Here is a 23,502-nt window from a genome sequence, read left to right as displayed (position 1 = left end):
TGCGGAGACTCCCCCTCACCCGTCATTCAAGCTTTGCTTGAATGACGAACTCTCCCCGCAAGCGGGGCGAGGTGGAGATCACTTGAACGGGATCGCGTACATCAAGCCGCCCTTGCTCCAGGTGGCGTTGAGGCCGCGCTCGAGCTTCAGGGGGCTCGCCTTGCCGACATTGCGTTCGAAGATCTCGCCGTAATTGCCGCCGGCCTTGATCGCCGGGACCAGCCATTTGTTGTCGAGGCCGAGCCGGCTGCCGAGATCGCCGGATACACCGAGCAGGCGCTGGATCGCCGGGACCTGCGACTTCGTCATCTCGTCGGCGTTCGACTGGGTGACGCCGAGCTCCTCGGCTTCGACCAGGCCGTAATGCAGCCAGGTGACGATGTCGCTCCAGACCTCGTCGCCGTTGCGGGTGAACGGGCCGAGCGGTTCCTTGCTGATGGTCAGCGGCAGCACGACGTAATCGTCGGGCTTCGGTGCTGCGGTCGCGACCGCGCCGGCGAGCGCGGAGGCGTCCTGGGTCATGGCGTCGCAGCGGCCGCCGAAGAAGGCCTGGTACATGGTGTCGGGCCGATCGAACACCAGCGGCTTCCAGTCGATGCCGTTGGCACGGCCGTAATCGCCGAGCGTCACCTCATGCGTGGTGCCCTGGGCGACGCAGACGGTGGCGCCCTTGAGATCCTTCGGCTCCTTCACGCCGAGGTCCTTCTTCACCACAAACCCCTGGCCGTCGTAGAAATTGACCGGGCCCTGGCGCAGGCCGAGCGTGGTGCCGCGCAGATAGGTCTGCGTCGAGTTGCGGTAGAGCACGTCGATTTCGCCGGACTGCAGCGCGGTGAAGCGGTTCTGCGCGGTCAGCGCGACGTAGCGCACCTTGGCAGGATCGCCGAGCACACCGGCGGCGAGCGCGCGGCAATAATCGACGTCGAGGCCCTTGAAATTGCCTTGCGAGTCCGGCGCCGAAAAGCCGGCAAAGCCGGTCGAGACGCCGCACACCAGCGTGCCGCGCTGCTTGACGGTGTCGAGCGTCGCCGCGCTTGCGGTTGAAAGCCCCGCGACGAGCAGGCTCGCCGCGATCAATACGTTCCTCATTCTGTCCTCCTCCTAATGACCAACGTCTTTCAATGCGCTGTCGACTGCGACACCGAGCCTTTCCACGATCATGTCGATGTCGCCGGACGTCGCGATATAGGGCGGGGCGAGCAGCACATGGTCGCCGCGCTGGCCGTCGGCAGTGCCGCCGGACGGATAGCAGCCGAGCCCGCCAGCGAACGCCGCGGACTTGATCCGCTGATGCAGCTTCAGCTTGGGATCGAACGACTGCCGTGTGCCGCGGTCAGCGACCAGCTCGATCCCCCAGAACAGGCCGCGGCCCCTGATGTCGCCGACATGGCGGTGATTGCCGAAACGCTCGACCAGCCGCTGCTCGAGCTGGCGGCCGCGCTCCTTGACCTGGTCGAGCAGCCTCTCCTCGCTGATGACCTTCTGCACTTCGAGCGCGGCGGCGCAGGCGAGCGGATGCGCCAGATAGGTGTGACCGTGCTGGAACGCGCCGGAGCCGTTGCGCACGGTGTCGACGATGCTGCCGCTCGCAAGCATCGCGCCGATCGGCTGATAGCCGCCGCCGAGCCCCTTGGCGACCGCCTGGATGTCGGGTGCGATGCCTTCCTGCTCCCACGCATGCAGCGTGCCGGTGCGGCCCATGCCGCACATCACCTCGTCAAGGATCAGGAGCGCGCCGTGGCGGTTGCAGATCTCGCGCACCGCCTTGAAGTATCCCTCCGGTGCCGGCACGCAGCCGGCAGTGGCGCCGACCACGGGCTCGGCGATGAAGGCCGCGACATTCTCCGGGCCGAGCCGCTGGAATTCGGCCTCGAGCTCGGCGGCGAGGCGGCCGACGAACGCGGCCTCCGATTCATCGTCGCGCTTCTCGTGATAGGCAAAAGCGGGCGTGACGTGACTGAACGACGGCGACAGCAGCGGCGCGTAGGGCTCGCGGCGCCAGGCATTGCCGCCGGCCGACAGCGCGCCCAGCGTGTTGCCGTGATAGCTCTGCCGGCGGGCGATGAAGCGGGCACGCTTCGGCTCGCCGCGCTCGATGAAATATTGCCGCGCCAGCTTGATCGAGGCCTCGATCGCCTCCGATCCGCCGCTGACGAAATAGACATAGCCGAGGCCGCCCGGCTCGTGGCCGACCAGCCGTTCGGCGAGCTCTTCCGCCGGCTCCGACGAGAAGAACCCGGTATGGGCATAGGCGATCTTCGACGCTTGTCTTGCGATCGCGGCCAGAATCCGCGGGTGCTGGTGGCCGAGACACGAGACGGCGGCGCCGCCCGAGGAATCCAGAATGCGGTGGCCATCCTCCGCGATCAACCAGACGCCTTCACCACCGATCGCTTTCGGCGGGGTCTCGCGCAGGCTGCGATGCATCACGCGGCTCTTGTTGGCGGCCATGACGGTCATCCTTTCTCGACAAAATATTGCGACGTCTCGGCAAGCCGGCCCTCGGTCTCCTCCAGCTTGCGCTTTGCGCTTGCGCCCCCGAGCGTGAAGGCGACGGCGGCCAGCGACTGCGCCACCGCGATCGCGCCGGTGAGGCTCGGGAAGAAGCCGGGGGAGGAGGCGGCCTCGAACAGCAGCAGGTGATCGGCGCCCTCGGCCATCGGCGCGCTGATCGTGTCGGCGATCGCGATCAGCGTGGCGCGCGCTTGATGCGCCGCGCGCGCCGTCTCGACGCTGACCAGGGTGTAGGGCGCAAAGCCGATCACGACCACGGCGTCCTCAGTGCGGAAGGCACCGTGGTCGAGATCGAACGGACCGGAACCGCCGACCAGCTGCACGGCGTCGGGCCGGAACAGGCGGAGCTGATAGGTCAGCAGTTCCGCCACGCTGCGGCAGCTGCGAAATCCCGTGATCCAGATCCGGTTTGCCGCGTGCAGCGCACGCGCGGCGTCCGCAATCGCATTCGCGGAAATTCGCGCAAGCCCTGCCGCTTCGGCTTCGAGCTTGTCGTGAATCAGTTTGACGTCGGCATTCGGCCCGCCGCGGCGGCTCCTGGCGCGGCCGGAGAACGGCGAGCCCTGCGCCGGCCGTCGCGCCTCGGTGAGTGCGGCGCGCAATTCGTCCCAGCCGGAATAGCCAAGCGCTTTTGCCAGCCGGGTGAAGGAGGCCGGGTCGGCGCCGGCGACGGCGGCAAGCTCGCGCATCGAGCGGGTGGTGGCGTCGTAATCATTGGCTGCGACAAACCGACCAACCTCCTGCAAGCGCATTGGCAGCGACGGCAATGCGCTGCACAATTCGTTCAGGGGCGATGGTTTCGGCTGAGCCTGGGCCATGAAACATATGTTGCACGTTTATCAATTTGGTGCAACATATGACGCGCGCGCATAGCGCATGGCAGCAGATCGCTTCTCATTGGGATCCTTGCGCTGTGACGACATCGACGCCGAAACGCCCTCCCGCCCGACCCTGGCGGTTTTCGCTCAGCGATCCCCGCGTCGCCGGCCTGTTCTGGCAGGTCCTGGTGGTTGCCGTTGCAGTTGCCGTCATCGCCTTCCTGTGGTCGAACGCGGTCCATAACCTCTCGGTGCGGCGTATCTCGACCGGCTTCGCCTTCCTCGGCCGCGAAGCCGGCATGCCGATCGCCGACAGCTGGATCGACTACACGCCGAAGGACACCTATCTGCGCGCCTTCATCGTCGGCGTCGTCAACACGCTGCGCGTCGCCGTGATCGGCATCGTGTTGGCGACCGTGATCGGCACGCTGGTCGGCATCGCGCGGCTGTCGTCGAACTGGCTCTTGGCACGGCTCGCCGCCGTCTATGTCGAGGTGCTGCGCGACCTGCCGCTGCTGCTGCAGCTGTTGTTCTGGTACGTCCTGATGCAGGGCCTGCCGGCGGCGCGCCAGGCGTTCAAGCCGGTCGAAGGCGTGTTCCTGTCCAATCGTGGATTGATCCTGCCGTCGGTCCCGCTAAGCGCGTCCAACTGGTGGACCATCCTCGCGCTGGTCGCAGGTCTGACCGTCTTCACCATCGTCAGGCGCCGCCTGATCGCGCAGCAGATGCTTGACGGCAACGCGCGCCCGGCGTGGCCTTACGCGCTCGGCCTGATCGTCGCGCTGCCCGCGCTGGTGTCGTTCCTCGCGGGCGCGAGCTGGCGCATCGTGCTGCCGGAGCTGCGCGGCTTCAACTTCGTCGGCGGGCTGACCCTGGCGCCGGAATACTTTGCGCTGCTGATCGCGCTCGTCACCTATACCTCCGCCTTCATCGCCGAGATCGTGCGCAGCGGCATCCAGGCTGTGCCGCGCGGCCAGTCGGAGGCCGCCAAGGCGCTCGGGCTGAAGCGCGGCTTCGTCTTGCAACACATCGTGCTGCCGCAGGCGCTGCGCGTCATCATCCCGCCGATGACCAGCCAGTATCTGAACCTGACCAAGAACTCCTCGCTCGCGGTCGCGGTCGGCTACCAGGACATCGTCTCGGTCGCCAACACCACGCTGAACCAGACCGGGCAGGCGATCGAGTCGATCGCGCTGATCATGATGGTGTTCCTCACCATCAGCCTCGGCATCAGCCTGTTCATGAACTGGTACAACGCGCGGATCGCGCTGGTGGAGCGCTGAGATGAGCTCGGTCGCCCATGTCCCGCAGGATCCGCTGCCGATCGGCCCGCGTCCCGCCCCGCGCGCGCTCGGCGGACATCTCACCGCCTGGCTGCGCGCCAATCTGTTCGCCTCGATCCCCTCCAGCATCATGACCTTGCTGCTGCTGTTCCTGCTCGGCAAGGCCTGCATCGGCCTCTGGCAATGGGGCATCGCCAATGCGGTCTGGATCGTCTCCGGCAGCGACACCAGCGCATGCCGCGCGCTGCGCGGCGTCGGCGCCTGCTGGGCCGTCGTCCCCGAGAAGTATCGCTTCATCCTGTTCGGCACCTATCCGTTCGACGAGCAGTGGCGGCCGGCGCTTGCGGTGCTGATCTTCATCGCGCTGTTCGTGGTCTCGAGCCGCCGCAGCTTCTGGCGCAAGGAGCTGTTCCTGCTGTGGGCCGCGGCCCTGATCGTGATCGGCTGCCTGATGTGGGGCGGCTTCCTCGGCCTCTCCTTCGTTACCCAGGATCGTTGGGGCGGGCTGCCGGTGACGCTGATCCTCGCGACCTTCGGCCTCGCGTTCGGCTTCCCGCTCGGCATCCTGGTCGCGCTCGGCCGCCGCTCGAAACTGCCGGCGATCCGCTCGCTCTGCGTGCTCTATGTCGAGCTGATCCGCGGCGTGCCGTTGATCAGCCTGTTGTTCATGGCAAGCGTGATGTTCCCGCTGTTCATGCCCGACGGCGTCAACATCGACAAACTGTTGCGCGCGCAGATCGCCTTCATCCTCTATGCCGGCGCCTATCTTGCCGAAGTGGTGCGCGGCGGCCTGCAGGCGGTGCCGCGCGGACAGTATGAAGCGGGCGATGCACTCGGCCTGTCCTATTGGGAGAAGCACGCGCTGATCGTGCTGCCGCAGGCGATCCGCCACGTCATCCCGCCGCTGGTCAACACCTTCATCGCCTTCTTCAAGGACACCAGCCTGGTCCTGATCATCGGCATCTTCGACCTGCTGACGACGGCGAAGACCGCGATCGTCGATCCGGCCTGGCAGTCCTTCAGCGTCGAGGTCTACGTCTTCGTCGGCGTGATCTACTTCGTGTTCTGCTTCGCGATGTCGCGCTACAGCCGCAGCCTCGAGGCGCAGCGCGGAACGAACTGAGCGATCGCCTCTCGCCAATTCCTAGAATGTTCGCTCTGCCGCCATGCCCGGGATGAGCTCCGGGCACGTCCCCTTGGGCGGTCACCCCTTGCCAAGCCATCCCGATCCTATTTATGATCATAAAATGGATAAATCGGCCCTGCCATCCCTGGACCCGTCCCGGCGCGCCTCGATCAAGCGCAAGCGCTCCGACGCTGTTGCCGACCTGATCCGCGGCCACATCTTCCAGGCCGGATTGCAGCCCAACGACCGGCTGCCGCAGGAGAGCGAGCTGATCGAGATGTTCGGCTGCAGCCGCTCGACCATCCGCGAGGCGCTCAAATCGTTGGAAGTGCAGGGGCTGGTGCAGAACACCACGGGGCCGGGCGGCGGCGCGCGGGTGGCGCCGGTGTCGATCAACCGGATCGTCGGCCTGCTCAGCAACTACTTCTATTTCCAGTCGATCAGTACGGCGCAGATCTACCAGATCCGCCGCCTGATCGAGCCGGAGCTCGCCTTCAGCGTGGTCGGCCACCTCACGGCGGCGCATTTCGCCGCGCTCGACAAGGCGATCGAGGTTCAGGAGCATCATCCGGGCGGGCCCACCGACTGGGAGCATCACCGCCACGCCGAGATCGATTTCCACGACATCATGATCGAGGCCTGTCCCAATCCGCTGCTCGGCCTGGTCGCGCGCTTCGTCAACGAGGCGATCCGCCATTTGATCGGCAAGCTCGGCGTGCAGGAATTCGCATCGAGCTTCACCTGCGAGAACATCGAGTTTCACAAGCGCCTGATGGCTGCGTTCCGCTCCGGCAATGCCGCGCGCGCCCGCCGCGTGATGCTCGATCACGTGCTGAGCGCCGAGGCCGTGGTCGTCCCGAAGGGAGATCGGCGCGTCGATCTGCCTGTCTTTCACCAGCCGTTGCGGCTCGACTGAAGATTTGCGTAGGAGGCGACGACGATGGTCATGCGGCGCGAGAATGAGTTGTGGAGCTGGTCGGCCGTCGATCTGGCGCGTGCGATCGCGACGCGTGCGATTTCGAGCCGCGAAGCGGTGCAGTCGAGCCTTGATCGCATCGCCAAGGTCAATCCGGCACTAAATGCCGTGGTCGAGGTGCTGACGGATGAAGCGCTGGCCGAGGCGGATGCGGCGGATGCCGCGGTGAGATCCGGCGCGGAGCTCGGCGTGCTGCATGGCGTGCCGGTCACGATCAAGGTCAATGTCGATCAGCGCGGTCACGCCACCACCAATGGCGTCGCAGCGTTCCGCGACGTCATCGCCGCCGAGGACAGCCCGGTGGTCGCGAATTTCCGCAAGGCCGGCGCCGTCATCGTCGGCCGCACCAACACACCGGCGTTCTCGCACCGCTGGTTCACCAACAACGATCTGCACGGCGCGACCTACAATCCGTGGAGCCGCCGGCTGACACCGGGCGGCTCCAGCGGCGGCGCCGCGTCGGCGGTTGCTTCCGGCATGGGCGCGATCGCGCATGGCAATGATTTCGGCGGCTCGATCCGCTATCCGGCTTACGCCTGCGGCGTCGCCGGCCTGCGCCCGACCCCGGGTCGCATACCGTCGTTCAATCCGTCCGCGACCAGCGATCGGCCGATCACCGCGCAGATGATGTCGGTGCAGGGGCCGCTCGCCCGCTCGGTTGCCGATCTCGGCGTCGCGCTCGCCGCGATGGCGCAGCCGGATCCGCGCGACGGCACCTGGCTGCCGGTGCCGCTGCAAGGCGCACAGCTCGAGCGGCCGATCGGGGTCGCGATCGCGCCGGCGCCGTTCGGCGACGAGGCGCCGGAGGTCAGTGCAGCCGTGCGCGCTGCCGGACGCTGGCTCGCCGAGGCAGGCTTTGCGGTGGAGGAGACCACGCCGCCGCGGCTCGCGGAGGCCGCCGATCTCTGGCATCGCCTCGTCATCAATGAGGAGCGGCGCGTGCTGGCGCCGCTGATCCGCAAGTTCGGCGATGCGAGGTCCCGCTACAATCTGGATTGCCATATCGCCTACGCGCCGGAGCTCGACGGCGACCAGGTGCTGGCCTGCTTCGAGCAGCGGCTTGCGATCGTGCGGGCCTGGCAGCTGTTCCAGGAGCGCTGCCCCGTCATCATCCTTCCGGTCTCGGCGCAGCTGCCGTTCCGCTTCGATCAGGATCAGGAAGGCGCTGACGTCGTGCGCGCGCTGCTCGACGCGCAGCGGCCGCTGCTCGCGGTGCCCGCGCTCGGCTTTCCATCGGTCGTGGTGCCGACCGGAACCGCCGGCGGCGTGCCGGTCGGCGTGCAGGTGATCGCCGGCCGTTTCCGCGAGGACATCTGTCTCGCGGCGGCCGCGGTGATCGAGGCGCGCGCCTCGACGCTGACGCCGATCGATCCGCGCGACTGAATCAACAACAAAGCTCTGAACACAACGGGAGAACACCAAGTGACGAATGCACCGATCTGGCAATGGTCAGCCGTCGAGACCGCCGCGGCGATCAGGAACGACAAGGTGACGTCGAAAGAGGTGGTTCGCGCCCACCTCGACCGCATGCATGCCGCCAACCCGGCGCTCAACGCCGTGGTCGTCGACCTCGGCGCGTCGGCGATGCAGGCCGCCAAGGCCGCGGACGAGACGCTGGCGGCAAGCAAGCGCGGCGGCAGTGAGGTCGGCCCGCTGCATGGCGTGCCGGTCACGATCAAGATCAACATCGACGTCGAGGGCCAGGCCAATTCGAACGGCGTGGTCGCCTTCAAGGACAATATCGCGCCGGGCGACTCGCCCGTGACGGCCAATCTCAAGAAGGCCGGTGCCGTCATCATCGGCCTGACCAACACGCCGGAATTCTCGCTGCGCGGCTTCACCGACAACCCGCTGCACGGCCTGACGCGCAATCCCTGGAACGCGGAGGTGACCTGCGGCGGATCATCCGGCGGCGCCGGCGCGTCGATCGCGGCCGGCATCGGCACCATCGCGCATGGCAACGACATCGGCGGCTCGCTGCGCTGGCCGGCGCATTGCAACGGCATCGCCACCATCAAGCCGACCCAGGGTCGCATTCCCGCGTTCAATCCCTCAGCCACCGCAGAACGTCCGCTGATGGCGCAGTTCATGTCGTCGCAGGGCCCGCTGGCGCGCCATGTCGCCGACGTCCGCCTCGGCCTCGAGGTGATGGCGCAGCGCGACCCGCGCGATCCCTGGTACGTGCCGGCGCCGTTGCAGGGTCCGAAGCCGGCCGCGCCGGTCAAGGTCGCGCTCGCGAAGATCCCCGGGGACATGGTGACCGACCGTGGCGTGATCGCGCTTCAGCGCAAGGCGGCCGATCATCTCGCCGATGCCGGCTATGCCGTCAGCGAGGTCGACGTCCCCGATCTGAACAAGGTGTGGCAGCTCTGGTGCGATCTGATCATGACCGAGACCCGCGTGTTGCAGCAGGACCAGATGCTGGCGGTGAGCAGCGCCGACTTCCAGAAGACGTTCCATGGCTTCATCGCACTGGCAAATCAGTTGGACCAGGCCGGCTACATGAAGGCGATCGCCGCGCGGTCGGGCCATATCAGGAACTGGATGACCTTCCTCGAGCAGTACCCGCTGGTGCTGATGCCGACCACGGTGCGCAAGACGCCGGAGGTCAACGCCGATCTCGGCGGCGATCAGCGTGTCAAGGATTTGTTCTGGAACGACCTGCGCTTCATTTCGTCGATGAACGTGCTGGGGCTGCCGGCGGCGGTGGTGCCGGTGGGGCTGCATGAGGGATTGCCGGTCGGTGTCCAGATCGTCGGCTCGCGCTATCGCGAGGACATGTGCCTCGACGCCGCCGAGGCGATCGAGCGCAAGGCCGGCATTCTGACCAGGCAATTGTGGGAACGGCGCTGAGGCGATCGCGACCTCATTTTTCAATCGTCTGATCTAGAGCAAGATGAGTTTGGATTGAATCGGATGCGACCTCTCCCCATTGGGGAGAGGTCGATTTGCGCAGCAAATCGGGTGAGGGGCCGCAGCTCCAACGAGAGAGCGTAACCCCTTGCCCGGGCGCTGCGCGCCGACCTCTCCCAAGGGAGAGGTGAACGGCTGCCGCGCCAGACAACACTCTCGTCATGCTTTAGGGAACGCCGCGGCGGCACCTCGTTGCGGTGTTCGCTTGTTTGGCGTAGGGACCGTGTTCCTTCTCCCGGAATTCTGGCGCGAAATCGCAGAGCGCCATGCCCGGCGGCGGGGTTGTCGGTGATCCCTGATTGCTGCAGGAGATCGGCCGAACCATCCGAATCCCTGGGAACGAAATGTCCATCACCAAACGCTCGCATCTCCTGGCCGCAATCGCCGCCGTGTGTCTCTCATTTGCAGCCGGCGCTGCCCGGGCGGAGGATGGTGTGCTGCGGGTCGGCATCATCACCGACATGAGCGGGCAATATTCCGACGGCAATGGCCCGGGGTCGGTGATCGCGGCGCAGATGGCCGCGGAGGAGATCGGCGGCACGGTCGCCGGACGCAAGATCGAGATCATCTCGGCCGATCACCAGAACAAGCCCGACGTCGCGACCGGCATCGTGCGCAACTGGATCGACAACAAGGGTGTCGACGTGATCGCCGAAGGCGTCAATTCCGCGGTGGCGCTCGCGATCCAGACCGTCACGCGCGAACGCAAGAAGCTGTTTTTGATCTCGGGCTCCGGTTCATCCGATCTCACCGGCAAGCAATGCTCGCGGACCAGCGTGCAGTGGACCTACGACACCTATGCTTCCTCTAACGCGACGGCGAAGGCCGTGGTCGCGCGCGGCGGCACGCCCTGGTTCTTCCTCACGGCCGATTATGCGTTCGGTCAGGCGCTGGAGCGCGATGCCAGCAAGGCCGTGACGTCCGCCGGCGGCAAGGTGCTGGGCGCGGTCCGCCATCCCTTCGACACCGCCGACTTCTCGTCCTTCCTGCTGCAGGCCCAGTCCTCCGGCGCCAAGATCCTTGCGCTCGCCAATGCCGGCTCCGACTTCCGCAATGCGGTGTCGCAGGCCGACGAGTTCAACATCCGCGCCAGCATGCAACTCGTCGCGCTGCAGGTGACGCTCACCGACGTGCCGGCGCTCGGCCTCGCGCATGCGCATGATCTGCTGTTCACCGATTCCTTCTATTGGGACCGCACGCCCGAGACCCGCGTCTTCGCCCAGGAGTTCTTCAAGCGCCACGGGTCGATGCCGACCGCCTATCAGGCCGGCGTCAACTCGGCGCTGCGGCACTATTTCAAGGCGGTAGCCGCCACCAACTCGGCCGATTCCGAGACCGTGATCGCACAGATGCGCAAGACCCCGGTGAATGATTTCTTCGCCCAGAACGGCGTCGTGCGCGAGGACGGCCGCATGGTGCACGACATGTATCTGATGCGCATCAAGAAGCCGGAAGAGTCCAAGGGCAAGTGGGACCTCTACGAGTACCTCGCGACGGTGCCGGGCGACCAGGCCTTCCGTCCGCTCGCTGAAGGCGGTTGCCCGTACATCGCGAAGGCGCAGTAGGCGAGGCGGTCGGGTCAGAGCGCACCGTAAGGTGAGCACGCCTCTCAGGCTCCCTCTCCCGCAAGGGGAGAGGGAACCCTGCCGCCGGCGGCTCCCTCACGCGCGTGCCACTGAGTTGCCCGACGGGCAACTCAGTGAAAATGCGTCAAGCCTCTCGCGCAAAAATATTTCGGTTTATCGTAACGGCAACTCAGTGTATGGTTCGCCCGTCTCACCCGATCGAGGGGCGCTTGCGCATCGTCAGGAGTGTTGCGGTGAGATGCGGTGGACGTCGAGGTCACGGGTGACGACGCGTGACCGAGGCGGACGGTGAAGTCGTGTGGTCCTGACGCCCTAACGGCAGGTGTCTCGTCGCAGGATGCTTGAGCGTCTTGCGAAGGCGGTGACAAGCAAGCCCAGTCTCGCCGGGGAGAGCACGAAGTAAGCCGTAACCCATCGCGCAGGGAAAGCCGGGTTGTTTCCGGTTACACCTGTGGTCCTACCCCCGAGCTTTCTATCCTATGCTCGGGGCCCATGGGTGCGATCGGCACCCGGCTTTCCCTGCGCCCTCTGCGAGAGAGGGCGGAACGAAGAGCAAAGCTCGGACAAACATGTCGCGAGAATGCGGATGTGTAACTCCCAGGCGCTGCAACACATTCAGTGTCGTCCCGGCGAAGGCCGGGACCCATAACCACAAATGCAAATTGCTACGCAATGCTGGAACGACGAGTCCCTTCGACAACACCTGCCGCGGAGTATGGATCCCGGCCTTCGCAGGGACGCCGGCCGGAGAGAGCCGCGGCTGCGTCACCCATCTTCGCCTTCGCGGCGATAACACCGATCTTCGACATCTTGAATCGAGAACGATCTCATCGTCGTCCTGGCGAAAGCCATGACCCATTACCCCAATTGCACATTGTTGCGCGCGCAGTGGCCACTGTCCCGTTCATCACCGAATGCTGTGGTTATGGGTCCTGGCTTTCGCCAGGACGACGGCTGTGATGAAATCGGGCCGTTCGTATGTATCTTGCATCCCGCGACGTCATCGTAACGGCCGCATCACTCCACATCGCGAGGCACCATGACCAGCACCATCGACACCCCGGACGGCGACTACCGCTTCATGCCCGGCGTCAGTCAGTATTCCTGCGGCATCGGCGCGCTGCCCGGCTTTACCATCGAGCGGGTCAGGTTTTCCGGGCCGGTGCCGCTGAGCGCCGGGTTCGAGCGGATTGCCGACATCATCAAGGCCGCAGGCCGTCCGCTGACGGCGTTCGGGGCCTGTGAACTGCGCTCGCCGGCGCCGTTCACCGAGGACGGGTTCAAGGCCTTCAACGAGATCTACATCGAGACGTTGATCGCCTGGGGCGTGATGCGGGACGGTGTCAATCCGGTGGCGCGGAGCAATGTCTGTCCGAAACTCGATCCGCCCGGCGAGCCGTCTTTCCATGCCTTCTGCTACACGGTGCCGGCCGCAAAGGACGCGCAGACGAGTTTTGTCGTGGCCGGCAGCGGCGAGTCTGTCGAGGGCAAGGCCAATTACCGCGATCATACCGTGGCGCCCGGCGACACCAGCCCCGCCGGCATCTCGGCCAAGGCGAAGTTCGTGCTCGGTGAGATGGAACGGCGGATGAGCGCGTTCGGTGGCTCCTGGCGGGACACCACCGCGGTGCAGCTCTACACCGTGCATGACGTCTATCCCGTGCTCGAAATCGAGCTCGGCCGCCGTGGCGTGCTGCGCAACGGCTTGACCTGGCATTTCGACTGTCCGCCGGTGGTCGGGCTCGATTTCGAAATGGACTGCCGGCGTGTGCATCTCGAGCGTGTGGTGTGATGGAGCGGTCGCGTGATGCATCAAAAGCGCGTGTGGGTGCGTGTGGAAGCGTGCGCCCTTTCTTGACATGGGTCGCGTCAACCGTTTCCCTTCGGCATCGGCGTCAGTGGCTGGGTGAACACGGGTGCAGAACGAATCTGTGATCAGGCGGCGGGATTTGCTGGCGCTGATCGGGACCATCGCCGGCAGTTCGGCGATGTATCACGCGATGACGAGCCTCGGCTTCGCATCCGAGTCTGCCTACAAGGGGCCGCTCAAGCTCGCGGGCGACGTCAAGGGCGCTTCGGTGCTGATCCTCGGCGCCGGGCTTGCCGGCATGACGGCGGCGCTGGAGCTGCGCAAGGCCGGCTACAAGGTCCAGATCCTCGAATTCAACAATCGCGCCGGCGGCCGCAACTGGTCGATCCGCGGCGGCGACAGCTTTACCGAGCTCGGCGGCCTCAAGCAGACCTGCCAGTTCGAGCAGGGGCTGTATCTCAATCCCGGCCCATGGCGGATTCCCTATCATCACCGCGCGCTCCTCGACTATTGCCGCCGGCTCAACGTGACGCTGGAACCCTTCATCCAGCTCAACCACAACGCCTATATGCACGCGACGCGTGCATTCGGCGGCAAGCCGCAACGCTTTCGCAGCATCAAGGCCGATTTCCAGGGCGGGGTGGCGGAGCTGCTGGCGAAGGTCAGCCAGCAGGGCAGGCTCGACGAGTTCGTCACCAAGGAAGATCAGGAGATCCTGCTGCAGGCGCTACGCGACTGGGGCGCGCTGGATCGCGACTACAAGTACAATGCCAACCTCGGCTCCGCCGAGTTCCGCGGTTATGCGCGCGATCCCGGCGGCGGCTTGATGGGCGATCCGCTGCCCAGCGACCCGATCCCGCTCCAGGAGCTGTTGCGGTCGCGGATGTGGCGCTATCTGCAGAGTTTTGCACGCTACGATTTCCAGATGACGCTGTTCCAGCCGGTCGGCGGCATGGACATGATCGGCAAGGCGTTCGCGCGCGAGGTCGGCGATCTCATCCGCTACAATTCCAAGGTGACGCAGATCCAGCAGAACGGCTCGGGCGTCACCGTGAGCTATGTCGACACCGCCAGTCCATCCGCGGTGCAGCAGGCGACCGCCGACTGGTGCATCTGCACCATCCCGCTGCCGATCCTGAGCCAGCTGCCTCTCGATGTCAGCGGGCCGATGAAGAACGCGATCGATTCCTTGCCCTACGCCGCCTCGGTGAAGGTCGGGCTGCAGTTCAAGCGGCGGTTCTGGGAAGAGGATGAGGCGATCTATGGCGGCATCAGCTACACCGACCTGCCGATCCGGAATATCGGCTATCCGAACTATGGGTTCAACCGCGGCGGCCGCGGCGTCCTGCTCGGCGCCTATCTTTATGAGGGTGCCAATTCCTTCGAGTTCACGGCGATGACGCCGGCCGAGCGGGTCGCCAGTGCGGTCGAATTCGGCGCCAAGATCCATCCGCAATACAAGAGCGAGTTCGAGAACGGCGTCGCGGTGGCGTGGCATCGGGTGCCGTTTACCCTCGGCTGCGCCGGGGAGTGGACCGAAGCCGGGCGGGCGCAGCATTATCGCAATCTCTGCCAGATCGACGGCCGCATCGCGCTCGCGGGCGAGCACGCCTCCCAACTGCCGGCCTGGCAGGAGGGCGCGATCCTGTCGGCGCTCGACGCCATTACCCGACTGCACGAACGCGTGGTGAAGACGTGATGAGGCGGACAGGAATCTCTGCTATCGCCGCGCTGGCGCTGCTGTCGGCAACCGCGGCCCTTGGACAGGATAGTGGCGCCGGCAAGCGCACCTTCTCGTCGGGCTATCGTTTCGTCGAAATGACCGGCGAGGAGCTGTTCGGCAATGTCTGCCAGGGTTGCCACATGCCGGATGCGATGGGCGCGAGCGGCGCCGGCACCTATCCCTCGCTTGCCGGCAACAAGACTCTCGAATCCGGCAGCTATCCGATCTACCTCGTCGTCAACGGCCGCCGCGGCATGCCGGCGTTCGGCGACATGATGACCGATGGTCAGGTCGCCGCTGTTGTGAATTATCTGCGGACGCACTTCGGCAACAACTATCAGGATGCGGTGACGGCCAAGGATGTCCAGGACGCCCGCCGCTGACCAGGCCACTCATGGGGAGAGTTTGATGAAATTCATCGGTATTGTGTTGGGCGCCGCACTGTCGGCGATGGCGACGGCTGCCTCGGCCGATGTGGTCAGGCATCCGATTCCCAACTCGACATTCCCGATCGCGCAGGCTGTGACCGTCACCGGCAACACGACCACGGTCTATGTCAGCGGCCAGGTGCCGCCGGTCGTCAGCAAGGACGCCGACCCGTCGAGCCCGCAGGCCTATGGCGACACCAAGACCCAGACCGTCGGCGTGCTCAACCGCATCAAGGGCATTCTCGAAGGCCAGGGCCTTGGCATGGGCGACGTCGTCAAGATGCAGGTGTTCCTGGTCCACAACGCGTCGGCCCCGATGGACTTCAAGGCCTTCATGGAGGGCTACACCCAGTTCTTCGGCGGCAGCCAGCCGAACCTGCCGGCACGCTCGGTGGTCGGCGTCGCGGCCCTCGCCAATCCCGGCTTCCTGGTCGAGATCGAGGTGATCGCGGCCAAGGATACTAACAAGGAAGCCAAATAAGGACTCCAAATAGGATGCGCGAAACTGCGGAGCATGCGCGCGGAAATTGAAGGGCTCAGCGTCTTGCCAAAGCGCGTGCCGCCTGTCTGAATTCGTCGCCAATCAGGCGGTCGAATTCTGGGAGAGCACGATGTCGTACAAGGCTAGAGACATGGTTCGATCGCTGCGGCTCGCGGCCGCGCTTGCACTGATCCTGCTCGCGTCCGGCGCCAGTGCCGAGGGGCTGACCGAGCAGCAGCAATTTGCCCGCGGCATCTACCAGGAGCTGGTCGAGATCAACACCACCACCGCGACCGGCGATACCCAGAAGGCGGCGGAAGCGATGGGCGCGCGGCTCCGCGCGGCGGGCTTCCCCGAGGGCGACGTGCAGGTGTTCTCGCCCGCGCCGCACAAAGGCAATCTGGTGGCACGCCTGCACGGCTCCGGCGCGCGCAAGCCGATCCTGCTGGTCGCCCATATCGACGTCGTGCCCGCCAACCGCGAGGACTGGACGGTCGATCCGTTCAAGCTCACCGAGCAGGACGGCTATTTCTACGGCCGCGGCTCGAGCGACGACAAATACATGGCTGCTTCCTTCGTCACCAATTTGATCCGCTACAAGAAGGAAGGCTACAAACCCGACCGCGACATCATCGTCGCGCTGGAGACCGATGAAGAGATCGGCGACACCAATGCCCTCGGCATCCAGTGGCTGATCAAGAACCACCGCGACCTGATCGATGCCGAGTTCGCGCTCAACGAAGGCGGCGGCGTCGGCCTGAAGAACGGCAAGGCGATCCGCAACAGCGTGCAGACCAGCGAGAAGATCTCCACTGCCTACCAGCTCACGGTCACGGACCGCGGCGGCCACTCATCGCTGCCGCGCAAGGACAACGCGATCTATCGCCTCGCCGAAGGCCTGGTTCGGCTGTCGAAATACGACTTCCCGATGAATCTCAACGAGACCACGCGGATCTATTTCGCCAAGACCGCCGAGACCGAGAGCAAGCAGAACGCCGACGACATCCGCGCCATTCTGGCGCCGCAGCCGGATCCGGCGGCGCTGGCGCGGCTGTCTGAGATTCCCGGCTACAACGCGCAGCTCCGCACCACCTGCGTCGCGACCATGCTGCATGGCGGCCACGCCATCAATGCGCTGCCGCAGCTTGCGACCGCGGGGGTGAATTGCCGGATCCTGCCCGGCGAGCCGGTCGAGGGCGTGCAGGCCCAGATCGAGCGTGCGCTCGCCGACAAGCGGATCGAGGTGAAGGGCGGCAAGGCGACGTTGAGCCCGCCGTCGCCGCTGAACGAGGAGATCATGGGATCGATCGAGAAGCTGTCGAAGGAGTTCTGGCCGGACGCTGCGGTCGTGCCGGTCATGAGCACCGGCGCCACCGACGGCCTGTTCCTGCGCAATGCCGGAATTCCGACCTACGGCCATTCCGGGCTCGGCGCCGATGTCGACGACAACCGGAATCATGGCAAGGACGAGCGCGTGCTCGTCAAGTCGTTCTACGAAGGCCAGGAGTATCTCTATCGCCTGGTCAAGATGCTCGCCGGCGGGAAATGATGGCTGACAACAAGACAAAATTGCGGGTAGCGGTCGCCGGTCTTGGCGCGATCGGCACTGATGTCGTCAAGGCACTCGATCGGGGCATCGAGGGCCTGACGCTGGTTGCGGTCTCCGCGAACAGCCCCGACAAGCATCGCGGCTGGATTGCGGAGCTCAAATCCGCGCCGAAGCTGGTGCCGATCGCTGAGCTGGCCGATGTCGCCGACATCGTGGTCGAGTGCGCGCCGAGCAGGGTGGTTCGCTCGATCGTGGCGCCGGTTGTGGAGCGCGGCAAGACCGCAGTGGTGCTCAGCGTCGGTGCGCTGTTGCAGAACGGCGACCTCGTCGATCTCGCCAACGCGCATGGCGGCCAGATCATCGTGCCGACGGGCGCGCTGATCGGGCTCGATGCGGTGACGGCCGCGGCGATCGGGACCATCCATTCCGTGAAACTGGTGACACGAAAGCCAGTCGCGGGCCTGCTCGGCGCGCCGCATCTGGTCGAGAACGACATCCGGATCGAGGGCATCACCGCGCCGCTACGCATCTTCGAGGGGAGCGCACGCGACGCTGCCAAGGGCTTTCCGGCCAATCTCAACGTCGCGGTGGCGCTGTCGCTCGCCGGCATCGGACCCGATCGCACACGGGTCGAGATCTGGGCCGACCCGACGGTGACGCGCAACACCCACCGGATCGAGGTCGATTCTGATTCTGCGCGGTTCTCGATGATGATCGAGAACATCCCCTCGGAGAATCCGAAGACCGGCCGCATCACCGCGCTCTCGGTGATCGCCTGCCTGCGCAAGCTGCGCGCGTCGTTGCGGATCGGCACCTGATGAAGATCGGGCCCGACGACCTGCTGCTGATTATCGACGTGCAGAACGATTTCTGCCCGGGCGGCGCGCTGGCGGTCGCGGACGGCGATGCCGTGGTGCCGGTGGTCAACCGGCTCGCGGAGCGGTTCGACCATGTTGTCCTGACCCAGGACTGGCATCCGGCGGCTCACAGCTCGTTCGCGAGCTCGCATCCGGGCGCGGCGCCGTTCTCCTCGATCACGATGCCCTATGGGCCGCAGACGCTGTGGCCGGATCATTGCATCCAGGGCACGACGGGCGCCGCGCTTCACCGCGGGCTTGCGGCCGACCGGGCCGAGCTCGTGATCCGCAAGGGATTCCGGGCCGCGATTGATTCCTATTCGGCGTTCTTCGAAAACGATCGCACCACGCCGACCGGGCTCGCCGGCTATCTGCGCGAGCGCGGCCTGAAGCGCGTCGTGATGGCGGGGCTGGCGACGGACTTTTGCGTGCAGTATTCGGCGCTCGATGCGCGGCGGCTCGGCTTCGAGACCACGGTCGTGTTATCCGGCTGCCGCGCCATCGATCTCGGCGGTTCGCTCGCCGTCGCCACCGCCGCGATGCGCGAGGCTGGCGTCGCGCTTGTTGAGGAGATTGCCTGAGCCGGCCAAGCGGGGGCAAAAACCATTGTTTTGACTGGCCTTTTGTTCTAATCCCCAGCCGTTGATGACCACGCAGCGGAGCTTTCGTGTCGGGACAGGTTTTGCGGATCGGGACGCGCAAGAGTGCGATGGCGCTCGCGCAGACGGACGAGGTCGCGCGGCTGCTGCGCGCCTCGGCGGCCGACCTTGCCGTCGACATCGTCAAGTTCGAGACCCGCGGCGATGCGGACCAGACCAGCAAGCTGCTGCGACACGGCGGCAAGGGCGGCGCCTTCGTCGCCGAGATTCGCGAGGCGATGCGTGCCGGCACGCTGCAGGCCGCGATGCATTCGCTGAAGGACGTGCCGGGCAATGAGGAGACGCCGGGGCTCGTCCTCGCGGCGATGCTGGCGCGGGATGCCGCCAACGACAGCCTCGTGCTGCGTCCCGGGTTGTCGCTGGACACGATCCGCGCCGCGCGCGGCAAGGGCTTCATGATCGGCACCAACGCGGTGCGCCGCGCCGCCTATCTGCGCCGGCTGTTTCCGGAAGCGACCGTGATCCACTATCGCGGCGCCGCCGACACACGCGTTGCAAAGCTCGATCGCGGCGACAAGCAGCGGCTGCCCGATGGCGGCGAGGTGGGGCCGGCGGATGCGCTTGTCATGGCGCGCTCCGGCCTCGAGCGCATCGGCATGACGGCGCGCGTTGCACATGATTTCTCCGTCGCCGAGATGCTGCCCGCGGTCGGCCAGGGGATCGTCGCGGTCGAATGCGTCGACACCGATTGGGCGACGCGTGCGCGGCTTGCTGCGATCGACAACGCGCCGTCGCGGCTTGCCGCCGAGGCCGAGCGCGAGGTGCTCTGGGTGCTCAACGGCCACTGCAATTCGCCGATCGCCGGCCACGCCACGCTCGCGGGCAGCGAGTTGACGCTGCGTGCTGCCGTGCTGGATGAGGCCGGCGCCGGCTTCATCGAGGTGACGCGACGAGGGCCCGCCGAGCGGCCGCGCGAACTCGGCCGCGCCGTCGGCATGGAGCTCCTGGAGAAGGGCGCCGCCGAGATCATCGCGCGCACCCGGGTGGACGAGTAACGCGCTGCTCAGCCGATGTCGGCGAAATCGCCGTGCCGGCCCTTGCCGCTTGCGAAGCGGCGGGCGCCGGCCTCGGTCTCGCCGGTCGCGACCGTCGCAAGCCCGAGGCGGAATTCGTTCAGCGTGGCCTGTTCCCAGCCGAGCTCCCATTGCTCGATGGCGGAGAGTCGGTCGCTGCGTAGCGCCGCCTGCGGCAGGCGGCAGAGATCGTCGGCGAGGCTGCGCGCCTCGGCGAGCGCCGTGCCCGGTGCGACCACGCGGTTGACGAGCCCGATCCGCCCGGCCTCCTCGCCGGAGACGCCGCGGCCGGTGAGGATCATGTCCATCGCTCGGCTGTGCCCGATCAGGCGCGGCAGGCGCACGGTGCCGAGGTCCATCAGCGGCACGCCGAAGCGCCGGCAATAGACGCCGAAGGTGGCGTCGGATGCGGCGACGCGGAGATCGCACCAGATCGCAAGCTCGAGTCCGCCCGCCACGGCCGGCCCCTCGACCGCGGCGATCACCGGCTTCGACAGCTTCATGCGGGTCGGGCCCATCGGGCCGTCGCCGTTCTCGACACGATGGCCGCGATGGCCGGTCGCGGTGCGCTTGAGGTCGAAGCCGGCGCAGAACGCGCCGCCCGCGCCGGTCAGGATCGCGACCGACAGCGACGGATCGCGATCGAACGCGCGGAACGCCTGCGCCAGCCCCTGCGCGGTCTCCGGATTGACCGCGTTGCGCGCCTCGTCATAGCGATCGATGGTCACGATCGCGATCGCCTGCTCGGTTCGATATTTGACGGTCGGGTGGTTCAGCATGCTCGGTCCTCGGTGCGCAATATTGATGCAGATCAGCGGGCGCTTGCGCCGCGCTCGATGATCGCGGCCAGGTTCTGATGAAAGTGCCTGATCGCACCTTCGAACAGGCCGAAGGTGAAGTGATCGTTGGCCCGCGTTGCGAGCCCGCGCTGTGCGGCGCAGGCCATCTCGCGATCCTCGGCCGCGCCCGCGGTGACGAAGTCGCGTCCCTGGGCGACCGCGGCGCGGCCATCGTCCGCCGCGATCTGGTTCGACAGCGTGTAGGTGACGAGCCGGGTGCGGTCCACGGCGAGCGGCTCGAGCACCGTCATCAACCGGTTGGTCGGGAAGGTCGACAGCATCACGTTCGGAAACAGGTGATAGACGTGGGTCAGCATGCCGGCCGTCCGGCGCTCACCCGGCGGCACGTTGCGCAGCTTCTCGATGCGTCGATAGGGGAAGCTGATCCGGCTGTTGCGGCCGAACGATTCGATCACGTTGAGGTTGTCGTATTGCAACGGATAGAACGTATCCTGATGCGTCGAGCGGATATGGTAGCCCTCGAGGAAGCCTTCGGCGACGATCTTCCAGTTCGCCTCGACCTCTTGCATGACGGTCGAATAGAGTGTCCAGTCGTCGCCGAACAAGGCCGGCAAGTCGCTGGCATCTGTCGCCGCGGCGGGATCGTCCTGCGAGACGAACACCAGGCCATCGCGCTCGATGCAGGTGACGGGCACGAGACCATGCGTGGTCTTGTCGAGCCCGGGAAAACCATGGTCGTCGGGGATGCCGCGCAGCCGGCCGTCGAGGCCGTAGGTCCAGCCGTGGTAGCGGCAGGTCAGCGCCTTGCGGCAGCCGGCGCCGTCGACCAGCTGCACGCCGCGGTGCCGGCATGCATTGCGGAAGGCGCGTGCGACGCCGTCGGCGCCGCGGATCGCGACAACAGGCGTCAGCGCCGCATCGCGCGCGACATAGGCGCCGATCTCTGCGAGCGCGGCCGACGGGCAGAACGGTGTCAGCGTGCGGCGGAACACGTGGTCGATTTCGGCCGCGAAGCGATCCTGCGACAGATAATGCGCGACGGGTTCATGCCAGACGCCGTCGCTGAGATCGGTCGATTTCGCGTCGATATGGTTGAGGATGCGATCGACGATGGATGCTTCGTCCGCGAGCTGTGTCGTCATCGCCGTTCTCCCGCTCGGTTGGCCGGGCTTGCCGCCGGTCTGGTTCGTGGGACAGGATTTCGCATTGCGCCGCGCGCGACAAGCGAAAGCTGCCAGGTTCGGATGAATGGCATTCATCCGAACCTGATTTTTCGCGCGACATCGGGGGCGGCTCGCCGTTAGGATCGGCCGATGAGCAGGAACAATCCACGACCGCGGCGCCGGTCAGCCTCGCGGGGAAGGGACGACCTCGCCGCGGCGAGCCTTCGGCCGGCGCACCTGCTGGCGCTGCAGGCGTTCGATGTCGCGGTCAGGCTCGGCAGCTTCAAGGAGGCTGCGGGCGCGCTGAATGTCAGCGCCTCGGCGATCAGCCACCGCATCCGCAATCTCGAAGCCCATCTCGGCGTTGCGCTGTTTCACCGTGCCCACCGCGTGGTTCGGCCGACCCACGCAGGGGAGAAGCTGGCGGCCGCAACCGGCCGCGCGTTCGCATCATTGGCACAGGCGGAGTCCGCGGTCGAGGCGGCCGGCCAACGCCGGCTGCGGCTGAAGGTGCTGCCGCAATTCGCGTCGGCCTGGCTGATCCCGCGGCTATCCTCGTTCCTCACCCGGCATTCCGAGGTCGATCTCGCGATCGAGACCTCGAACCGCAACGTCGATTTCGACACCGAGACGTTCGATGCCGGCATCAGCTTCGGGCCCGACAAGCCCGAGGGCGTCGTCGCGCATCGCCTGATGGATGTGAGCACCGTTCCAGTCGGCGCGCCGGCGCTGGCGCGGCGGTTGAAGCTGCGCACTGCCGCCGACCTCGGGCGTGCCGTGCTGATCCATGTGACGACGTTCCCGGCGGCCTGGCCGCTCTGGTTCAAGCATGCCGGTGAACCGATGCCGCCGGCAATGCGCGCGATCTCGGTCGACAGCTTTGTCGCCGCGCTGCAGGCCGCCGAGCGGGGTGCCGGCGTTGCGCTCGCGCTCGAGCCGTTCATCGCGGAAAGCGAACGGCGCGGCACCATCCGCCGGCTCTTGCCGGTCGGTCACGTCACTGGCAGTTACTGGCTGGTTCATCCGTCCGGCGCGCAGCGCAATCGCGCGCTGCAGACGTTCAAGAAGTGGCTTCTGGCCGAACTCGCGAAGCGGGACTAGCTCGCCTGCAAGAGCCAGCTTCCGATGATCCGGAAGCGTGAGGCCGGCTCCGCCTGCTTGAACAGCGCGATGCGGTCGATCGCGAGCGTCGAGAGGTCGACTGCGGCGAACCGCTCGCGCAGCCGCGCCACGATAGGGCCGCGCCGCTCGTCGCTCAGCCGTCCCGTCAGCGTCATGTGGAAGCGGAATTCCTCCATCACGTAGGGATAGCCCCAGCGGTCGAGATAGTCGCATTGCCGCGCGGTGAGCCGTTCGGGCTTGCGCCGCGCGCGATCCTCAGCCGTCAGTGGTGCGCGGAACGGGTCGAACGCGGTGACGCAGTCGGCGGCAAGCTGTTGCAGATCATCGGAACGGCTCGCCGGAATCACGGCGATGAAGCCGCTGATGGCATCGACCACCGGTTCGATCACAGGAATGCGCCGCGCGCGGCCGGCGAAGGCGGCACAGGCATCGAGAAGCGCGGCCTCATTGCTGCCGTCGGCGAGCGCGGTTGGCGCCTTCAGCGTGGCGTGGAAGCCGTACTTGCGGGGGTCCTCCGTCACCTCGCGCCAGTCCGGCGTGACGCCATCGGGAAACGGCAGGTCGTCGCCCGACACCGCATCATAGCCGAGCAGTGCCGAACCGAAGCGGTGCAGGGCGCTGTCGGGTGACGGCGCGTAATAGATCGCGTAGCGCGGTGTAGTGGTCATGACAGCAGAGCCG

Annotated in this window: 21 protein-coding genes; 15 read left to right on the top strand and 6 right to left on the bottom strand. The window is 66.4% G+C overall.

The window, feature by feature from the left end; translation table 11 throughout:
- Nucleotides 1–78: 78 nt before the first annotated feature.
- From ACTUWL_RS07530 to ACTUWL_RS07520, 3 genes are read right to left on the bottom strand one after another with little or no spacing between them, the layout of a single operon-like run.
- Nucleotides 79–1,089 (bottom strand): amino acid ABC transporter substrate-binding protein, encoded by a 1,011-nt coding sequence (locus ACTUWL_RS07530; protein ID WP_021076160.1) that lies wholly within the window; start codon nt 1,087–1,089, stop codon nt 79–81.
- Nucleotides 1,090–1,101: 12 nt separating this feature from the next.
- Complete coding sequence (locus ACTUWL_RS07525) at nt 1,102–2,451, bottom strand: aspartate aminotransferase family protein (RefSeq protein WP_021076161.1); 1,350 nt, start codon at nt 2,449–2,451, stop codon at nt 1,102–1,104.
- A 5-nt stretch (nt 2,452–2,456) separates the two neighbouring features.
- The gene (locus tag ACTUWL_RS07520; protein ID WP_021076162.1) at nt 2,457–3,332 is read right to left on the bottom strand and encodes a MurR/RpiR family transcriptional regulator; all 876 of its coding nucleotides are present in this window, start codon (nt 3,330–3,332) and stop codon (nt 2,457–2,459) included.
- Nucleotides 3,333–3,427: 95 nt separating this feature from the next.
- On the opposite strand from ACTUWL_RS07520, the gene ACTUWL_RS07515 reads away from it, so the two are divergent.
- The 14 genes from ACTUWL_RS07515 (at nt 3,428) to hemC (ending at nt 19,718) form a co-directional block, all read left to right on the top strand.
- On the top strand, nt 3,428–4,615 hold the full coding sequence (locus ACTUWL_RS07515; protein WP_021076163.1) for an amino acid ABC transporter permease: 1,188 nt from the start codon (nt 3,428–3,430) through the stop codon (nt 4,613–4,615).
- A gap of 1 nt (nt 4,616) precedes the next feature.
- A complete protein-coding gene (locus ACTUWL_RS07510; protein ID WP_021076164.1) occupies nt 4,617–5,738 on the top strand; it encodes an amino acid ABC transporter permease in 1,122 nt (373 codons plus the stop codon).
- 124 nt (nt 5,739–5,862) lie between these two features.
- Nucleotides 5,863–6,657: a FadR/GntR family transcriptional regulator gene (locus ACTUWL_RS07505; RefSeq protein WP_021076165.1), complete on the top strand. Its 795-nt coding sequence runs from the start codon at nt 5,863–5,865 to the stop codon at nt 6,655–6,657.
- 24 nt (nt 6,658–6,681) lie between these two features.
- Nucleotides 6,682–8,100 (top strand): amidase family protein, encoded by a 1,419-nt coding sequence (locus tag ACTUWL_RS07500; RefSeq protein WP_021076166.1) that lies wholly within the window; start codon nt 6,682–6,684, stop codon nt 8,098–8,100.
- On the top strand, nt 8,101–9,570 hold the full coding sequence (locus ACTUWL_RS07495) for an amidase family protein (protein WP_373011539.1): 1,470 nt from the start codon (nt 8,101–8,103) through the stop codon (nt 9,568–9,570).
- 404 nt (nt 9,571–9,974) lie between these two features.
- Nucleotides 9,975–11,195 carry an ABC transporter substrate-binding protein gene (locus tag ACTUWL_RS07490; RefSeq protein WP_021076168.1) on the top strand — a complete coding sequence of 407 codons (1,221 nt, stop codon included), beginning with the start codon at nt 9,975–9,977 and terminating at the stop codon, nt 11,193–11,195.
- 1,060 nt (nt 11,196–12,255) lie between these two features.
- Nucleotides 12,256–13,008 (top strand): 2-amino-5-chloromuconate deaminase CnbZ, encoded by a 753-nt coding sequence (gene cnbZ, locus ACTUWL_RS07485; protein ID WP_021076823.1) that lies wholly within the window; start codon nt 12,256–12,258, stop codon nt 13,006–13,008.
- Nucleotides 13,009–13,132: 124 nt separating this feature from the next.
- Nucleotides 13,133–14,725 carry an NAD(P)/FAD-dependent oxidoreductase gene (locus ACTUWL_RS07480; RefSeq protein ID WP_035649966.1) on the top strand — a complete coding sequence of 531 codons (1,593 nt, stop codon included), beginning with the start codon at nt 13,133–13,135 and terminating at the stop codon, nt 14,723–14,725.
- The gene (locus tag ACTUWL_RS07475; protein WP_021076821.1) at nt 14,725–15,132 is read left to right on the top strand and encodes a c-type cytochrome; all 408 of its coding nucleotides are present in this window, start codon (nt 14,725–14,727) and stop codon (nt 15,130–15,132) included. The genes ACTUWL_RS07480 and ACTUWL_RS07475 overlap by 1 nt, the downstream gene beginning before the upstream one ends.
- A 25-nt stretch (nt 15,133–15,157) precedes the next feature.
- Nucleotides 15,158–15,658: a Rid family hydrolase gene (locus ACTUWL_RS07470; RefSeq protein WP_021076820.1), complete on the top strand. Its 501-nt coding sequence runs from the start codon at nt 15,158–15,160 to the stop codon at nt 15,656–15,658.
- A 130-nt stretch (nt 15,659–15,788) separates the two neighbouring features.
- Nucleotides 15,789–17,207, top strand: coding sequence for a M20/M25/M40 family metallo-hydrolase (locus tag ACTUWL_RS07465; protein WP_021076819.1), 1,419 nt, complete (start codon nt 15,789–15,791; stop codon nt 17,205–17,207).
- Nucleotides 17,207–18,025 (top strand): aspartate dehydrogenase, encoded by an 819-nt coding sequence (locus ACTUWL_RS07460; protein ID WP_035649963.1) that lies wholly within the window; start codon nt 17,207–17,209, stop codon nt 18,023–18,025. The genes ACTUWL_RS07465 and ACTUWL_RS07460 overlap by 1 nt, the downstream gene beginning before the upstream one ends.
- Nucleotides 18,025–18,645, top strand: coding sequence for a bifunctional nicotinamidase/pyrazinamidase (gene pncA, locus ACTUWL_RS07455; RefSeq protein ID WP_021076817.1), 621 nt, complete (start codon nt 18,025–18,027; stop codon nt 18,643–18,645). The genes ACTUWL_RS07460 and pncA overlap by 1 nt, the downstream gene beginning before the upstream one ends.
- A gap of 128 nt (nt 18,646–18,773) precedes the next feature.
- On the top strand, nt 18,774–19,718 hold the full coding sequence (gene hemC / locus ACTUWL_RS07450) for a hydroxymethylbilane synthase (RefSeq protein WP_448214131.1): 945 nt from the start codon (nt 18,774–18,776) through the stop codon (nt 19,716–19,718).
- Nucleotides 19,719–19,726: 8 nt separating this feature from the next.
- On the opposite strand, the gene ACTUWL_RS07445 is transcribed toward hemC, so the two are convergent.
- Both ACTUWL_RS07445 and ACTUWL_RS07440 read right to left on the bottom strand, forming a co-directional pair.
- Nucleotides 19,727–20,515, bottom strand: coding sequence for a crotonase/enoyl-CoA hydratase family protein (locus tag ACTUWL_RS07445; RefSeq protein ID WP_021076815.1), 789 nt, complete (start codon nt 20,513–20,515; stop codon nt 19,727–19,729).
- A 32-nt stretch (nt 20,516–20,547) separates the two neighbouring features.
- Nucleotides 20,548–21,678 carry an aromatic ring-hydroxylating oxygenase subunit alpha gene (locus ACTUWL_RS07440; protein ID WP_021076814.1) on the bottom strand — a complete coding sequence of 377 codons (1,131 nt, stop codon included), beginning with the start codon at nt 21,676–21,678 and terminating at the stop codon, nt 20,548–20,550.
- Nucleotides 21,679–21,849: 171 nt separating this feature from the next.
- Between ACTUWL_RS07440 and ACTUWL_RS07435 the strand changes: the two genes are divergently transcribed.
- The gene (locus ACTUWL_RS07435) at nt 21,850–22,800 is read left to right on the top strand and encodes a LysR substrate-binding domain-containing protein (protein ID WP_021076813.1); all 951 of its coding nucleotides are present in this window, start codon (nt 21,850–21,852) and stop codon (nt 22,798–22,800) included.
- Here ACTUWL_RS07435 and ACTUWL_RS07430 read toward each other — a convergent pair.
- A complete protein-coding gene (locus ACTUWL_RS07430) occupies nt 22,797–23,489 on the bottom strand; it encodes a DUF1045 domain-containing protein (protein ID WP_021076812.1) in 693 nt (230 codons plus the stop codon). The genes ACTUWL_RS07435 and ACTUWL_RS07430 overlap by 4 nt on opposite strands.
- Nucleotides 23,490–23,502: the final 13 nt, after the last annotated feature.

This window comes from Bradyrhizobium sp. WCU1, assembly GCF_053474805.1.
This window is presented reverse-complemented; position numbering and strand designations above follow the sequence as displayed.

Bases quoted from the DNA above. Each gene is read 5' to 3' on its own strand.
- ACTUWL_RS07465 (WP_021076819.1), top strand. From the start codon at position 15,789: ATGTCGTACAAGGCTAGAGACATGGTTCGATCGCTGCGGCTCGCGGCC.
- ACTUWL_RS07490 (WP_021076168.1), top strand. From the start codon at position 9,975: ATGTCCATCACCAAACGCTCGCATCTCCTGGCCGCAATCGCCGCCGTG.
- ACTUWL_RS07435 (WP_021076813.1), top strand. From the start codon at position 21,850: ATGAGCAGGAACAATCCACGACCGCGGCGCCGGTCAGCCTCGCGGGGA.
- hemC (WP_448214131.1), top strand. From the start codon at position 18,774: ATGGCGCTCGCGCAGACGGACGAGGTCGCGCGGCTGCTGCGCGCCTCG.
- ACTUWL_RS07505 (WP_021076165.1), top strand. From the start codon at position 5,863: ATGGATAAATCGGCCCTGCCATCCCTGGACCCGTCCCGGCGCGCCTCG.
- ACTUWL_RS07525 (WP_021076161.1), bottom strand. From the start codon at position 2,451: ATGGCCGCCAACAAGAGCCGCGTGATGCATCGCAGCCTGCGCGAGACC.
- ACTUWL_RS07500 (WP_021076166.1), top strand. From the start codon at position 6,682: ATGGTCATGCGGCGCGAGAATGAGTTGTGGAGCTGGTCGGCCGTCGAT.
- ACTUWL_RS07430 (WP_021076812.1), bottom strand. From the start codon at position 23,489: ATGACCACTACACCGCGCTACGCGATCTATTACGCGCCGTCACCCGAC.
- ACTUWL_RS07445 (WP_021076815.1), bottom strand. From the start codon at position 20,515: ATGCTGAACCACCCGACCGTCAAATATCGAACCGAGCAGGCGATCGCG.
- ACTUWL_RS07440 (WP_021076814.1), bottom strand. From the start codon at position 21,678: ATGACGACACAGCTCGCGGACGAAGCATCCATCGTCGATCGCATCCTC.
- pncA (WP_021076817.1), top strand. From the start codon at position 18,025: ATGAAGATCGGGCCCGACGACCTGCTGCTGATTATCGACGTGCAGAAC.
- ACTUWL_RS07520 (WP_021076162.1), bottom strand. From the start codon at position 3,332: ATGGCCCAGGCTCAGCCGAAACCATCGCCCCTGAACGAATTGTGCAGC.
- ACTUWL_RS07530 (WP_021076160.1), bottom strand. From the start codon at position 1,089: ATGAGGAACGTATTGATCGCGGCGAGCCTGCTCGTCGCGGGGCTTTCA.
- ACTUWL_RS07510 (WP_021076164.1), top strand. From the start codon at position 4,617: ATGAGCTCGGTCGCCCATGTCCCGCAGGATCCGCTGCCGATCGGCCCG.
- cnbZ (WP_021076823.1), top strand. From the start codon at position 12,256: ATGACCAGCACCATCGACACCCCGGACGGCGACTACCGCTTCATGCCC.
- ACTUWL_RS07470 (WP_021076820.1), top strand. From the start codon at position 15,158: ATGAAATTCATCGGTATTGTGTTGGGCGCCGCACTGTCGGCGATGGCG.
- ACTUWL_RS07460 (WP_035649963.1), top strand. From the start codon at position 17,207: ATGGCTGACAACAAGACAAAATTGCGGGTAGCGGTCGCCGGTCTTGGC.
- ACTUWL_RS07475 (WP_021076821.1), top strand. From the start codon at position 14,725: ATGAGGCGGACAGGAATCTCTGCTATCGCCGCGCTGGCGCTGCTGTCG.